Genomic DNA, 14573 nt, shown 5'->3' on the forward strand with positions numbered 1-14573 from the left:
TCAGGAGACCGCGCTCCAGCAAGGCTCCGCGCTCAGCGAATGAATAAGATAGGCATTGAACGCTGGACGCTTTTGGATGCAGCTGCGCGCAACCCCTACTGCTAATAGTGATGAGAATGGGAACGATACTTATGCGCTCACATCCTGACCCGATTGTTGTGTGTTGGCTTGAGAACACGCTTTGATTGCAATCGATCGCCGCGTGATATGGGGTATATCTACCGATCTTGTACCTAAGTAAGACTCTCTCGTTTTGATGCTGACATCCAAGGCTGGCATGGGGGCCAGCGATGTTGGGATCGATAGAAGTCTGTTGGCCCGCAGAGGATGGATTTATGAAGAGACTGATCATCGCCGTGGTATTGGCCTCGCTCAACGTGGTCGCCCACGCGGGCGACGTTGAGGCTGGGAAAAAGGCCTACTGGACGTGTGCTGCCTGTCACGGCGCTGAAGGGCAGGGCAGCGCTAGGTTGAACGCGCCAAGCCTGGCCGGACAGCACGGCTGGTACCTGGAGAGGCACTTAAACAGCTTTCGGGCCGGTACACGGGGATATGAGAAAGGTGACTTGTTTGGCCGTCAGATGTACTCCATGTCGCTGACACTGGTCGAAGATGGCGGAGTGGAAGACGTCGTCGCCTACATCAACACACTGCCCGCTTCCAAGCCCGAGACCACGCTTTCCGGTGATGCGACCAAGGGGGAAACCTTGTACGCCGTGTGCTCCGCATGCCATGGCGCCAACGGTGAGGGCAACGACGCGCTCAATGCGCCCAAGTTGGCCGGTCAACATGATTGGTATCTGGCGAGGCAGCTCCAGTACTTTAAGAATGGCGCAAGAGGCGCCAATCCCGATGATCAGTACGGTGCCTCCATGATCGGTATGGCCGCGACGCTTGCCGATGAGCAGGCGATCAAGGATGTAGTGGCCTACATCAGCTCACTCTCCGCCGACTGAGCGAGCGTTGCTTACTTACTGAGAGTGGCTCGCGTCTCGGCGCGGGCTGCCTTTCGCGGCATGTCGCAGGCGTCGCACTTGGTAGGCACGCCGCCTACTCCTCTATGTGTTCATTCCGGTTGCGGCCCTCGCTGCTCCGGGTGAAATGGCCGCCTTGCATCAAGAGCAGCGGCAGCGCCACCAACAGCACTGCATAGACGGTGCCCCCAAGCAGGAGCGAAGCGGTTGACGGAATCCACGCGGTGGGTACGTTAGCGGTCGCCAAGGCCAATAACACCGACAGCCCAGTCACCGTTGCCGTCCGCACCCAGCGAATGTCGTGCAGAATCGGCGACAGGAGTGCCCAGCGCCGATCGGCCCGCAGGAGGTAGCTCACCGCTGCCACCAAGATCCCGACCGATGCGCAAATGGCGAATGCGCGAATATCGCCCTCAAACCACCACAGTGCGGCGGCACCGGGGACGAGTGTCAGCAACAGGCGCGCTAGTGTCGCCACTGCCGTGAAGCTTGCGTCACCCACCGCTTGTAGGGCCCAGAAATAGGGGACGGACCAGGACGAGAGTGCTAGGGCGGCGAGGAAGATCTGGCACGCGTGCACGGCGGCCAGTGGCACTGTACCGAGCCAAAGCTCAAGTGCTGCTTGCGCGTTGATCGCCGCAAACAGGCACGCGGGCACGGTGATCAGGGCTTGGACTAAGACGCTATCGCGAACAATCGCTAAGGTGGCCTCACGATTTCCATCATGGTGGAGGCGCGAGATGCCGGGCAGCAACACGCGCAGCACCTCCGACACGATGGATCGCAGTAGCGATGCGGGTCGCCAGCTCACGGTAAACGCGCCGAGCGCCGGCGTACCCGCCACGACGCCCACCAAGCCGCGGGTGAGTGGTTCCAGCAGAGCCTGCAGGAACTTGGTCGCCCCAAAGCCTTTGGTGAGCGCAACGACCTCTCGGAAGCTGGGGGAGGGTATGTGGCGTGCGGCACGGATCTTCGCGCCGTCGACGGCGACGAGCAGTCCAACGATGAGCGAGACCTCTGCCAGTGCCCCAGCCAGCAGCGCCGCGCCCATGCTGAACTTGTTGTCCCACACCGTGACGCTCAACAGCACGACGACGAGCGTCGACTGCGTCAGCACGCGTAGGATCGTAGCCACGTTGCGCCAGTACTGCTCATGCTGCCCCAAGCGCACCGTCACCGCCCACCCGCTCATCACCTGCAACGCGCCAGCGAGAAGAGCGCAGGCCCACCCACCGACCACCTTCGCCGGAAGCTCGGTGAGCCACGCAATCGTGAGGCCTAACGGGAGCATCGCGAGCAATGCGAGCGTGCTTCGTGTGAGCAGCCAACGGTGGGTCGGCCAACTCCGCGTGACGCCACGAATCGACACCTCGCGGGTGAGCGCCAGCGACAGGCCACCATCTGCGACTAGCATGAACACTACCAGCGCGTTCAGCAGCGACCAGGTACCCACCAGGGCGAACCCGCCCAAGCGCTGCAGCCACCCGATCAGCGCTAGATTGGCGACGGCGTTGGTGATGAAGGCGAAGGCGATGAACGGTGATGAGCGAAGGGCGTTGCGTCGCACGGTTGCTTCGCTGATCTCCGTCGGCTCCCCGGTGCTCGCCCTAGGCACTACGTCGTCCACAAACCCTGTGGATCCTCTACTGACCCACCGATGAACGCGTCTGGCAGTCGATCGATGATGCGATCGAGAGGGGCGTAGACGCTATTGGCGGCGTCGAGGGTGTCCGCGCCAGCGTCGTTGCGCTCCCGTTGGCGGCGTGGCGGCAAGCTCACCGGCACGCCACAAAACTCTCGTAGGTGGGCGATATGATCCCAAAGCGTTTCGTAGCGCAGACACAGTACTGGAACGTCGGTGTAGCTGGCCCAGCGCCGGAGTTGTTCCTCAAAGCGTAGGACGTCGCGCGTCAGCAGCTCTTCGTAGGGACCGTCGGCATGCAGGTGCGCGAAGTGCTCGCCGATCCAGGTGGGGCCGTAGCGATCGAAGCAGGTGCGCACGGAGAGCGCCGCATCTTGCGCTGAGCCGAAGATGAACATGGCACGGACCGCTCGCGCTTGAGCCGCTAATGCTTCGGGGAAATCATGGGTCTTGTAGACGACGCCGCGGTACAGGGTGGCTCCGTCGAGATCCCAGACGTAGTCCTTCGCCAGGCGCCTGCTTGGGCCGGCGAGCGGACCGAAACGCCGCTCTGCCATGGCATCGACGAGCGCCTCGTGCAGGAGCGTGCTACCGGAGCGCCCCAAACTTGCGACGACCAGGGCTGGGAGCGTCGGCTGGCTCAGCCGTTGCGCGAGGTGCTTAATGGCGGTGGATGTCTTTCGTCGCGTTGGCACAGCGTCTCGAGGGGGGCGCCCACGCGGCGCCGTGCGCCATAGGGCTTTTTTGGTGAGCGTCGGAGTGTGCCACAGGCGGCCCGAAGTGCGCTGTGAAGGGTGACGCGCTAGCGCGCCCCAGGGCCTGGCGGGCCGGACAGAAAGGCGCGCATGATCTGCAGATCGCCAGCGCCCACCACCCCATCACCATCGAAATCCGCGTCCGCATCATCCGTGCCCCAACGTTCGCGTAGCCTGCGCAGGTCGAGGATGTTCACCCGCAGATCACCGTTGAGATCAGGATCGCACACGTTACCGAAACCATCGCCGTTGCTGTCTCGCTGGTCGGCGTTGCCCACCTGCGAGCAGTTATCGACGGCATCATCGATCCGGTCGCGATCCGAATCCAGAATGCGCGCGGTGTAGAAGCCGCGCCCGTCGGTGCCGAGGTACAGGCGATCCGCATCGTGGGGATCGAAGGCGATGGCGGAGGCGCGCAGGAGCGGCAAGTTGGCGTTGATCGCGCGCCAGGAGCTGCCGCCGTCACGGCTGAAGAAGGGACCGCTAGCGCGCGAGGCGTCGCGAAACGGAGGATCCGCCGTACTGATGGCGAGCACCTCGGGGTCCGCCGGGCTTACGCTTACGGCCACGGTGTATTCGGCGCGCAGCTTCTCCCCGCCCTCGAGAACATCGGGGTCGAGCACGGCTTGCCAACCCTCCGCCTCGCGGTAGCGCCAAAGGCCCCGTCCAGGGTCACCGGTACCGTCATCGGCGGTGAACCACAAGGTGGCATCGGATGCCATCGCCAGGCGCCCCGCCTTGCCTGGGCCACCGATCGACGTGTGGGTCAGGCCGTCATCGCTCGCGAGCACGGCGTCGTCGCCCGAGACGAAGACGCGAGCATCATCCGGCCTGGCGGCGAACCAGCCCTGTCCCAGACCCGATCAGCAGTTGCCAGTAGCGAGACCAGGCTTGGCCTATGTCTGTCGCCTAAGGGTGACGAACGCAGACTGCATCGACAGAAGGGCGCTTTGAGGAGTGACGCCGTCGGTGTGGGGCGCTCACGCGACCGTGGAAAGGCGAAATCCACCGATGTCGCTGGTCACGGTTTCCTCGAGCAGGGTTTGCGCGACCGCCTCGCCGATCGCGGGAGCAAACTTGAAGCCGTGGCCGGAGAACCCGCTGCAAACGTAGACTCGCCTCGACCCAGGCGCCCAGTCCAGCAGGAAGTCCTCCGAGGCCGTGCACGTGTACAGGCAGCTGCGCGAGTGCAGGCGGCGCCCTAGTCCCGGAAGATGCTGGCGGGCGAATGCCGCCGTCGAGGCCACCTCGCCATCCCCTACCACGGTTTGTCGATCGTCCGCATGGCGAAGTGGGTCGCGAGCGAAGTGATCGCCGAGCTTGACGCCCAAACCGTCGATACGCGGGAAGCCGTAGAAAAACGTGTTGGTCCGAGCGTCGTTCACGCCGAAGGGACGAAACCCAGTCTCGCCGAAGCGCTTCGGGTCGCCGTCGAACCAATGCATGAGCTGTCGGTGCGGTTGCACAAGTTCACCGACGGCGGGCAGTAGATCCCCCACCCAGGCGCCTGCACAGACGACGGCGTGGGTCGCCCGAATCTCCTCCCGTGTCTGCAACGAGATAGCGACGTCCTCACCGCATTCTTGGCAGCTGACCACGTTGGCAATACGAGACGTTAGCGTCGAGGTCGCCGCGCCGAGCTCGAGCATCGCGCGTACCGCCGGTTCTGCGTATAGATAGCCCCCTTCATCCTCGATGAGCATCGTCCAGTCGGGCGAGACCTGCAGTTCGGGCATGCACTCGGATCGCGCTGCCCGATCGATCTCGCGCACTCGTACCTCGTGCGCGCTTGCGGCTGTGCGAACGCCCGCGATCAGCGGGCTGTCCTCCTGTCCCACGTACACAACGCCAGACTGGCGAAACAGCACTTGCCCTGCCTGATCTTCCACCTCTCGCCAGAGGCGGATCGCCCGCCGTACGAGAGGCACGTATCGTGCGCCCTCGGCGTAGGCGACGCGAAGCAGCCGGGTCTGGCCGTGCGAGCTACCGAGGTTGTGGGGAGCGGGGTGGCGATCGAGGAGTACGGTGCGTCGCCCACGCCGTGCGCATTGCCAAGCGACGGCGGCACCGATGACGCCACTGCCGATGACGGCGATATCGTAGTGGTCGGGGCTGGACATCAAACAGGATAAAAAGCTGACGGAGTACAAGGCTCTGTCCTACGCGCCTCGGGGGGCCATCGCAAGCCCTGCGCAATCGGGGTGCGGGCGTGTATCGCTTTCATCGGCGGGCGTGGCACGATGCAGTGGGTGCGGCGCTGCACGGTTGGCTCGCCCTGAGCGCCTGGCTAAGCTGACCTCTTGAAGCGACGCCAGGCCCGAGGCACCCGCTTGAGCATGACGCGAATATGCACCGGATTCTCCCCCTCGGCGCGGCAAGCACGATTGATGATCGTCTTGCTGAGCGTGTTGTGCGGCGGCGTCGCCCAGGTCAACGCGTACGACTGGTCTGCGCCGTTGGAGTCCTCCACGGGCGCCTCCCTCAGTTTCGACGACTTCGCCGGGCGCACCACGCTTCTCAGCTTCTTCTTCACCCGTTGCCAAGGCGCCTGTCCCCAGCAGGCACGCCTGCTGGCGCGCGTCCAACGGGAGCTGACCGATGAGGTGAAGATGCGCACCGCCATCCTGTCGATCTCCCTCGATCCCAAGCACGACACGCCCGCCGCCATGCGTACTTTCGCCGAGGCTCATGGGGCCGACACCCGCCACTGGACCTTCGCGCGTATCACGGGCCCAGACACGTTGCAGCGCCTGCTCGACCAGGTGAGTGTGAAGGTCGGCGCGTCGGATGTGCGTGGGCAGATCGATCATCGAATGACTCTGCTGCTGGTAGGCCCGACGGCCTGGTGGCCCAGCGCTACGTAGCGGACCGCTTTGACGTATCGCGAGTCGCCCGCGAGCTCGCTGCGATCGTGCGGTTACAGGAGATGGGCCAGCTTGCTACGCACCGCAATGCGCTTACCGACCTGCAAGCCGAGCTCCCCAGCCCCCTATCCACATCGCATGAGAACACCAACGATGAATAAGCGAACGGCTGTATTAACGCTCTCCCTGGTCTCGACCTTACTGAGTGCTTCGGCAAACGCTAACGATATAAGCGGGCGATGGGGCGAGCTGATCGATTGGAACCTCGTGCCCATTCACGCCGTGCTCACGCCCCAAGGGAAGGTGATGACCTTCGGCACCACCAGCGGTGGTCAGCAGAGCGGCTATCTGGAGTACAGCGTGTGGGACCCAGCCCTGGGCACTGGGCCCGAGGCCTTCAAGCTGCTGCCTAACGAGACGCAAACGGATATCTTCTGCGCTGCCCAAGTGGTGCTCCCGGGCACGGGTGAGGTGCTCACGGCGGGCGGCGATCAACCCGGCGACGGCGACAACATCCGCAACGCCAAGACCACCCTCTTCGACGACGCCACCGAGCAGCTGCGCGACGCCGACGCGCGCATGACCTACCCGCGCTGGTACCCCACCACGATCAGCTTGCCGAACGGGCGGGTGCTGGTGATGGGCGGCAATGACGAAGGCGTCACCGGCGCACCGATGCTGACCCCGGAAGTCTTCACGCCTGGCGAAGGATGGCGCAGCCTCCTCGGCGCCACCAGCGACTACGCTTGGGGCGGCCTGCGCTGGTTCTACCCACGCAGCTGGGTGATGCCGAATGGCTTGGTGTTCGGCCACTCCGGCTTTTTCATGCACCTGCTCGACTACCGCGGCGACGGCACCCTGATCGAAGCCGGCGCGTTTCTTACGGACAACGGTACCCTGACGTCTACCTCCGCGATGTACAGTCCTGGGCGCATCCTCGTGGCAGGCGGCGGCAGCGGCGATAGCGGTACCAACAGCGCTTCGGTGATCGAGGTGAGCGGCACTGAGGTGAGCTATCGCGCAACGTCGTCGATGCGCTTCAAGCGCCAGTGGGCGAACGCCACGATCCTGCCTGACGGCAGCGTGCTGGTCACGGGCGGTGCCGACGAGGACAACGCGCTCGGTGGCGACGGCGCCGCGCTCGCGCCCGAACGTTGGGATCCGCTGACGGAGCAATGGCAGACACTCGCGGCAGAGCACTTGCCGCGCTTGTATCACTCCACGTCGCTGCTGATGCCGGACGGTCGCGTGCTCACGGCGGGGGGCGGGGTGCCAGGCCCCCTGGTCAACCTCAACGGACAGCTGTTCAGCCCGCCGTACCTCTTCGACGCCGAGCAACCCGCGCCCCGGCCGCGCTACACGCTCGCCGCCTCGCAGGTGGCCTACGGTGAGGTGCTCAGCTTAGCCGTGGACTCGCCCCAGGAGATCGCGCGGGTCACGATGGTGAAGACCGGGGCGGTCACGCACTCCTTCAATAACGATCAGCGCTTCGCCGAGCTGCAGTTTCGCCAGACTGGCGAGCAGGTGCGGGCGCTACTGCCGCGGCGAGCGGGCCTGCTCCCGGCGGGCTACTACATGCTGTTCTTGATCGATGTGGCCGGCACGCCGTCGCGCGCGGAGATCGTCCACGTCGTGCCGACGGCGCCCCAGGGGAGCTGACAGGGTCCGGGTGAGCTGCCGCCTAGGGCGAGCGGCTCACCCGGCACGCGCCTACGGCGCCTTGGCCCGTGCCTCGAGCATCTCGATGTAAGGCATCGCGGCGTTTAGGTACTTCACGAAGGGATCCCGCTGCGGGTCCTCATTCCACTCGTACTCGGTGGATGCCGCGATCATGCGCGCCGCGTCCAGGCCGAAGAAGCGCGAGACCACGGCCAAGCTCATGTCCATGCCGGCGGAGACGCCGGAGGAGGTGAAGAACCGTCCGGATTCGACCCAGCGGGCTTCGCGCACCCAGTCTGCCTCGCCCTGCTGTGTCAAGTAGTCGAAGAACACCTTGTTGCCCGTGGCCTGCTCGTCCTTGAGCAGTCCCGCTTTGGCGAGCAAAGCAGAGCCGGTGCAGACGGAGGTGGTGACGGTCGCCTTCTGCCCGCGCTCGCGGATGAAGTCGATGATGGCGGGGTTGTCCACCTCTGCCAGCGTGCCGAGGCCGCCGGGCACCATGAGCACGTCGAGCGCTGGCGCGTCTTCGAAGGTGTATTGAGGCACGAGGTGAGGGGACATCGCGGCGGGGTAGCTGGTGGTGCTGAGGGCAACGGGCGCCTTGCTCTGGGCGATGAAATGCACGCGTATAAGGTCCAGGCCTGCATTCATCCACATCTCGACGGGGCCGAACACATCCAGCGGTTCCGTGCCGTTGTAGAGCACCACGCCGATGTCGAGGGGCGGCTCCCACCGATCCTCGACGAAGCCCGCGGGGCGCTGCACCTGGAAGCTCACCGCACCCGAGGCGGCGCCGTCATCGTGGGACCAGCGAAGATGGTACTCGCCGTCGGGCATATCGCCCTCGACCATCCCCATCAGGTCGTCCTCCCCCATCGCATGGACGCCCACGATTTTCAGGGCCGTGCCCCCGGGGCCTTCGAGGGTGAGGATCGTATCGTCGCTGCCTACGGTTTCTGAAAACCACAGGTGGATGCCGCGAGGCGGTCGCTCAAGCACGGTCCCGGCCTCGGGGTAGCTGCGTAGCATGCTGGTGCTGGCGGTCTGCGCAGCGGGCGTATGGTCCGTGTCATGGTGCGCGTGAGCGGTAGCTGCGGCGGTCAAGGCAAGGGTCAAGGCTAGGCAGGCGGCGGCGTGCGCGTTCGAGAGTCTTGCATAGCGTGGCATTAGAAGCTCACTCCCAAGTTGATGAAGGCCGACCGTTCCTGGCCAAGCCGGGCGACAGGTTGCAGCAGGTACTGGTAAGGCTTGAAGTACTCGCGGTCGAACAGGTTGATCACGTTGGCACTCAAGGTGATGTTGTCGGTGATCGCGTAGTCGGCCTGCATGTCGAGCACCGTGTACTCGTCGGAGAAGAAGTCATTGGCATCGGTCAGAGGTGCCTCGTCGGCGTAGGTCACGCCGAGGCCCACGCCGAGGCCGCGCAAGGCCCCCTGCGTCACGCGGTAGCGGGCGGCGAGACGGGCGCTGGTGTGGGGCACGCGCGAGAGCTCGTTGCCCTCGGCGAAGATGGTGCCGAAGGAGACGATATCCGTTTGGTTGCGTGCGTCGATGTAGGCGCCGCTCGCCAGGATGGACAGCTGTGGGATGGGCTCGTACACCAGGTCGAACTCCACGCCTTCGCTGCGCTGGGCGCCCTCTTGGGTCGAGCCAAAGAAGGGATCGGTGAGGTCTGTGATCGGGATGTTCTCGCGATCCAGGATGAAGGCAGCGATCGTGCCCGATAGCTTCTCGAAGGCGAACTTCACGCCCATCTCGTACGACTCTGAGGTCTCGGGCACGGGCGGCGCGGCGTTCACGCCGGCGAAGAAGGGCACGATCCGTGACCCGGTAGCGAAGCCCGCAAAGAGCGATACCGCCTCCGTGGCCTTGAAGGTGATGCCCACGCGCGGGTCGACCTCCGTGTAGGTCTCATCCACGCCTGAGCCGCCGACCAGCTCTTCCAAGCCGTAGCGTGACACGCGGGCACTCGCGAGCAGGCGCCAGCGCTCGCCGATCAGCAGTTGGTCCTGCAGGTAAAAGGCCTGGGTGCGGTACTCGTTCTCGTTGAAGGCGTTCAGCTCGGGGATGGCGCCGAAGTCGAGGGTGTTCACGCCCGAGGCGTAGTCGAGCACGCCGATGGGCGTGAAGTCGAAGCCACTGCCAGCGGCGTAGTCGGTGGCGTCCACCGTGATGCCGACGAGCACGTTGTGCTCGACGCCGCCCGTGCGTGTGCGCCAGGCCAGCGATACATCGCCGGTCCACTCCGTGGTATCCACGGGCAGCTGGCCGCGAATGATCGGCACGGCTGTGCCCTCGATAGGGAAGAAGCCGAGGAACGGGAAGGACGAGAACTCGTCGAATTCGTTCTCGAAGCGGCGCACCTGCGCCTGCACGGACAGCGAGGAGGAAAAGCTGTGATCGACGGACAGGTGCACAGAGCTGTTCGTGATCTCCGTCGGCGGGCCGTTGATGGCGCCACTGAACTGGCGCGGATCCACGCCCGGCAGGTCGATCACCTCGGCCGGTAGACCCGTGTACTCGATCTGTTCGATGCGGTTGTACACGCCGCGCACGAGCACGGTCGTGTCCTCGCCGGGCGCCCAGCGCAGGGAAGGGTTCAAGGTAAGGCGCTCGATTTCGACCGCATCGATCATGTCGTCGGACTGGAAGTACTCGCCGGCGAAGCGCACGCCCACGCTGTCACTGAGCGGCTGGTTGAGGTCTGCTGCCGCGGCAAGCGTGTCGAAGCTACCGCCACGTAGGCTGAGGTCGCGAAACGCCTCGTCACGCGGTGTCTTGGTCACTAGGTTGATCAGGCCGCCGGTCGGCGCGCCAACGCCGCCCCCGAACAGGGTCGAGGTAGGGCCTTTCGCCACCTCGACGCGCTCGACGATGGCGAGGCTCGAGGGGTCGATCACGGCCGTGTCGCCGTAGCCGATCAGGCCGTCGAGATAGATCTCCGCTTCGAGCCCGCGAATGAACGGGTTGACCAGCACGGTCTCCTGCTCGTTGTTGGGAATCACGCCGGAGACGTTGACCAGGGCTTCAGTCAGGGTAGTGAGTCGCTGCTCGTCGAGCAGCGTGCGGTTTAGCACCTGCACGGACTGCGGCCAGTCTATCAGCGGTACGTCGCTGCGCAGGACGCTGGCGCCGTCGCTCTGGTAGGTGTCGTCGGCATCGCCGATCACGAGCACCTCTTCGAGCTGCCAACTAGCGTCGTCGGTGGGCTGAGTGTGGCCGGTGTGGGGCAGCAGAACGCTGGTGGTGACCAGCGCTGCTGCGAGGAGGCAGATCGGGCGGAGTGCGCGGGCGATCGTCGTCGATCCCTCGCCCATCCCGCGTAAGGGTAAGGCATTCATTGGAAAGCTCCAGAGACGGCGCTCCGCTCTTGGCTGAGCGCCAAACACGTCACGACCGCAGCTAGCCGATGGCGATAGGCTAATGCAGAGATTAGGTTCTAGCTAGGGAGGTAGCGATGACGTGGGGGTGCGCGGGCGAGGTAGGTCGTGCGCGGGCGCGTGGGCACGATCGACTTGCCCGGCAGAGCCGCCAGCTCGGCGGGTGGGGTGAGCGCCGGTGGTGGTGCGGACTGCGGCGCACCGTGGGCGTCGGCGCTGAGGATGCCGAAGTCGCAGTGCGTGGCCCCGGAAGGGGGCGTGTCCGCCTCCTCGGCGGCAGGCTGGGCGTGACCGTGGTGATGCTGATGCTGGTGGGCGCCTTGAAACGACTCGGTGCTTCCCGCTGCCTCGAAGAGCGCGGTCATGACCTCGGCGGACACCCCGTTCGGACACCACTGCAGATACCAGCCATCGCTGGCGATGCTCGCGGGCATGTAGCCCGCCGGGATCGCGACGCGCAGCAGGAGCGCGCCCACCATGAGCAGGCGCAGCGCGCGGGAATGTCGTATCCGGCCGTTCACGGCGCGTAGTCTACGCGGGCTATCCGTTGAGGCAACGCGCCGGTGGCGAGCCATCGCTTGGCGCGCAAACTAGTTGTTGCTCACCTCGAGCGCCGCTAGCGCTTCTCGTATGTAAACAGGAAGTCGACCATCGCGGGCAGGAACTCGCTCGTGAAGGCGGGCACGTGGCTACCCACGGCCAGGGTCCAGAGCGCGGCGGCACCCCCCGCATCGCAGTTTGGATACGCCTGCAGCGTGGTCTCGGCGCCCGCGCGGGCGGTGAAGTCGCGCTGTTCCTGCGCCGTCTCCGGTTGCAGCTCACAGCCGTTGAGCACGGCCCAACTGTAGGCGGTGAAGCGTGCGCTCGGGTAGCAGCCTAGGCCCACCAGGCAGCCGCTGTTGTACAAGATAGTGAGGTCAGCGGTACCGTGGATCTGTAGGGTGGCGACGGGCTCGGTGGGCGTGCAGTTTGCCCCGGGGTCGGCCCAGGTGGCGCCAGCGATGCCCGCAATCGCCGCGATGCGATCCGCGTGGTCACAGGCCATGCGGTGGGACATGAACCCACCGTTGGAGTGGCCGGTGACGTAGATGCGCCCCTCGTCGATCGCGTAGCGTTGGGTGAGCGAGTCGATCACGTGCCGCAGATACGCGCTGTCGTTGCTCTGGCCGAAGTACTGGCAGCACGCCGGCGTCGCGTTCCAAAAGCGGTTGCCGTAGATATCGACGCGCCCGTTGGGTTTGACGAGGATGAACCCACGCCGGTCGGCTTCTTCCGTAAAGCCGAGGTAGATGTCCGTGAGCAGGCCGCTGGAGCCGTAGCCGTGCAGCATCATCACGAGCGGCAGAGCCTCGCCGGACTCGATCTGCGGTGGCAGGTGTACGGCTTCCGGCCCGCGGCCGAAGTCGATGAAGATGTCCTGCTGGGCGAGCGCCGCTGGGGTGCCGAGTACCAGACCGATCGCCAGCGCGGCGATTACGCGAATGCTGTGCTTCTTGTTCGTGAACATAAGCGTTCCCTCGCAGTGTCAGAGCGCCAATGATCGCACATGCCGCGCGCTAGCCTGGGCACGGGTTCTTGCGGGTGCGCTGCGCGGCATGCCACGCCGAGCGGCGGATGGAAGAGATGTTGCTGGAGGTACCGATCCGCCAGTGGGTGCTGAGCGTGCTATTCCCGTTGAGATTTCTCTTTGCGCCAGAGCCCGAAGCGATGGGTTTGTGCTGTGGCTGGTGGTGCGGGCGATCGAGTCGTGACTTATCGGGCGCATCGGCCACCGGCGGGCGAACGCCCGAGGCGGTGCGGTAACTCTGGTGCAGCGCTTCGCCGGTGCCCTAGCCTCAATATCCACTTCCACCTAATCGTTCTGGATGGCGTCTACGTCGCCGGCCGCCAGGGTGGTTCGCGCTTCGTATCGGTGTCGGCGCCGACTTCGGCAGAGCTGCAGCAGCTACTCGCACGCATCGTCGAACGCGCTGGACGGCACTTGGAGCGCCGTGGGCTGCTGGAGCGAGCGGAGGATCAGGCGTGGCTGAGTGAAAGCGGCGATGCGCGTCCGTTGGATCGGCTGCTGGGCGCATCGATCACGTACCGCATCGCGGCGGGTTCGCAGGGGGGTGAGAAGGCATTCATGCTGCGCACCCTGCCGGCGGTTGAGGAGGAGTGGGCGGCGAGCGAGCGAGTGGCGCGGGTGAGCGGGTTCTCGCGCCACGCAGGGGGAGCGGCGCGCGCGGATCAGCGGCGGAAGGTGGAGCGGCTGGGCCGGTAAATTGCGCGGCCAGCGTTGACGCAGCCACGGCTGTCGCTGACGGAGTGCGGTGAGGGTCGGTACACGCTGAAGAGGCCCTATCGTGGTGTGCCACGAACGCTTGCCTTCTGGCAGGCGGTGCTGTGGCGAAGATGGGGGGAGTCGCCTTTCAGGAGGAGGCACCAAACCACCCACGGCTGCTGCGTCCAAAAGGCGTGGTGGTGAGCGCGTGGGAAACGATGCAGCGTGACTGCATCAGGTGCGTGCCGAGGAGATGAGCGCTAGCGAACCGCTGATGACGTATCGAAAGGCTCCAGACGTTGTCGAAAACAGGGGCGCGCGATACCCCTGGGAGCAGTCTGCGGGACACCTGATTACTGCGCAGACGGCAACCGGTATGTAGGCGGCATGACCTCGCCACAGGCTTCGCTTCGGAACATGGGAACCTACATCGTGATGCGAAGGGAAACTCACAAGTGGCAGCCACCACAAGGGGGAACACCGATGCGCGATGCAGGGGCGGAGTGGCTCGTAGTAGTGCTGAAGCGCCTGCAACGGGCGTGCAGCGAAGGGGCCACGTAGTCCTGTAGATGGACTTGACCAACCTCTGTGGAGGGATGAGTTGACGATATCGACAAAGCCGTTTGCGATCACCAAGCGCGCGGTCTACGACGCATGGAAGCGCGTGAAGGCGAACCGTGGCGCGGCGGGGATAGACACGCAGAGCATTGCCGGGTTCGAAGCGAACCTATCACGCAATCTCTACCGGGTCTGGAACCGCATGGCCTCGGGGAGCTACTTTCCGCCACCGGTCATGGAAGTGGATCTTCCGAAGCGAAGCGGCGGCGTACGCCAGCTCGGGATCCCGACGGTGACCGACCCTGTGGCGCAGACAGTGGTGAAGATGTACCTGGAGCCCGTCCTCGAGCCGCGCTTCGACGCTGATTCCTACGGCTAACGGCCGGGGCGATCGGCAAAGGATGCGGTACGGGTGACGCGGCAACGGTGCCGGAGATACGACTGGGTGCTCGAGTACTGGCTGATTGAAAGATCGTAC

At 65.0% G+C, this 14573-nt stretch carries 12 protein-coding genes and 1 pseudogene; 5 read left to right on the forward strand and 8 right to left on the reverse strand.

Annotated features, from left to right (window positions below; genetic code table 11):
* Window positions 1-335 precede the first annotated feature (335 nt).
* The gene (locus tag AAGA68_01410) at window positions 336-956 is read left to right on the forward strand and encodes a c-type cytochrome (GenBank protein MEM9383690.1); all 621 of its coding nucleotides are present in this window, start codon (window positions 336-338) and stop codon (window positions 954-956) included.
* 94 nt (window positions 957-1050) lie between these two features.
* Here the strand turns inward: AAGA68_01410 and AAGA68_01415 are convergent, their stop codons facing one another.
* The 4 genes from AAGA68_01415 to solA form a co-directional block, all read right to left on the reverse strand.
* Window positions 1051-2601, reverse strand: a complete 1551-nt coding sequence (locus tag AAGA68_01415) for a hypothetical protein (GenBank protein ID MEM9383691.1) — start codon at window positions 2599-2601, stop codon at window positions 1051-1053.
* Window positions 2589-3311 carry a hypothetical protein gene (locus AAGA68_01420; protein ID MEM9383692.1) on the reverse strand — a complete coding sequence of 241 codons (723 nt, stop codon included), beginning with the start codon at window positions 3309-3311 and terminating at the stop codon, window positions 2589-2591. Before AAGA68_01420 ends, AAGA68_01415 begins: the two co-directional genes overlap by 13 nt.
* Window positions 3312-3418: 107 nt before the next feature.
* A complete protein-coding gene (locus AAGA68_01425) occupies window positions 3419-4162 on the reverse strand; it encodes a dockerin type I domain-containing protein (protein ID MEM9383693.1) in 744 nt (247 codons plus the stop codon).
* 189 nt (window positions 4163-4351) lie between these two features.
* On the reverse strand, window positions 4352-5491 hold the full coding sequence (solA, locus tag AAGA68_01430; protein MEM9383694.1) for an N-methyl-L-tryptophan oxidase: 1140 nt from the start codon (window positions 5489-5491) through the stop codon (window positions 4352-4354).
* A gap of 216 nt (window positions 5492-5707) precedes the next feature.
* Here solA and AAGA68_01435 point away from each other — a divergent pair, with 216 nt between their 5' ends.
* Both AAGA68_01435 and AAGA68_01440 read left to right on the forward strand, forming a co-directional pair.
* The gene (locus AAGA68_01435; protein MEM9383695.1) at window positions 5708-6235 is read left to right on the forward strand and encodes an SCO family protein; all 528 of its coding nucleotides are present in this window, start codon (window positions 5708-5710) and stop codon (window positions 6233-6235) included.
* Window positions 6236-6388: 153 nt separating this feature from the next.
* Window positions 6389-7894, forward strand: coding sequence for a galactose oxidase early set domain-containing protein (locus AAGA68_01440; GenBank protein ID MEM9383696.1), 1506 nt, complete (start codon window positions 6389-6391; stop codon window positions 7892-7894).
* Window positions 7895-7945: 51 nt separating this feature from the next.
* On the opposite strand, the gene AAGA68_01445 is transcribed toward AAGA68_01440, so the two are convergent.
* From AAGA68_01445 to AAGA68_01460, 4 genes are all read right to left on the reverse strand, one after another.
* Window positions 7946-9061 (reverse strand): DJ-1/PfpI family protein, encoded by a 1116-nt coding sequence (locus AAGA68_01445; protein ID MEM9383697.1) that lies wholly within the window; start codon window positions 9059-9061, stop codon window positions 7946-7948.
* Window positions 9061-11235, reverse strand: coding sequence for a TonB-dependent siderophore receptor (locus tag AAGA68_01450; GenBank protein ID MEM9383698.1), 2175 nt, complete (start codon window positions 11233-11235; stop codon window positions 9061-9063). Before AAGA68_01450 ends, AAGA68_01445 begins: the two co-directional genes overlap by 1 nt.
* Before the next feature lie 98 nt (window positions 11236-11333).
* The gene (locus tag AAGA68_01455) at window positions 11334-11795 is read right to left on the reverse strand and encodes a hypothetical protein (protein MEM9383699.1); all 462 of its coding nucleotides are present in this window, start codon (window positions 11793-11795) and stop codon (window positions 11334-11336) included.
* A 95-nt stretch (window positions 11796-11890) separates the two neighbouring features.
* Window positions 11891-12781, reverse strand: coding sequence for a PHB depolymerase family esterase (locus AAGA68_01460; GenBank protein MEM9383700.1), 891 nt, complete (start codon window positions 12779-12781; stop codon window positions 11891-11893).
* Window positions 12782-13021: 240 nt separating this feature from the next.
* Between AAGA68_01460 and AAGA68_01465 the strand changes: the two genes are divergently transcribed.
* Both AAGA68_01465 and AAGA68_01470 read left to right on the forward strand, forming a co-directional pair.
* Window positions 13022-13537, forward strand: coding sequence for a transposase (locus AAGA68_01465; protein ID MEM9383701.1), 516 nt, complete (start codon window positions 13022-13024; stop codon window positions 13535-13537).
* Window positions 13538-14138: 601 nt separating this feature from the next.
* Window positions 14139-14552: pseudogene (locus tag AAGA68_01470) on the forward strand (group II intron reverse transcriptase/maturase).
* The last annotated feature ends 21 nt before the right edge of the window (window positions 14553-14573 follow it).

The sequence above is a fragment of the Pseudomonadota bacterium genome (assembly GCA_039193195.1).
In the GTDB taxonomy this organism is placed as follows: domain Bacteria; phylum Pseudomonadota; class Gammaproteobacteria; order Steroidobacterales; family JBCBZW01; genus JBCBZW01.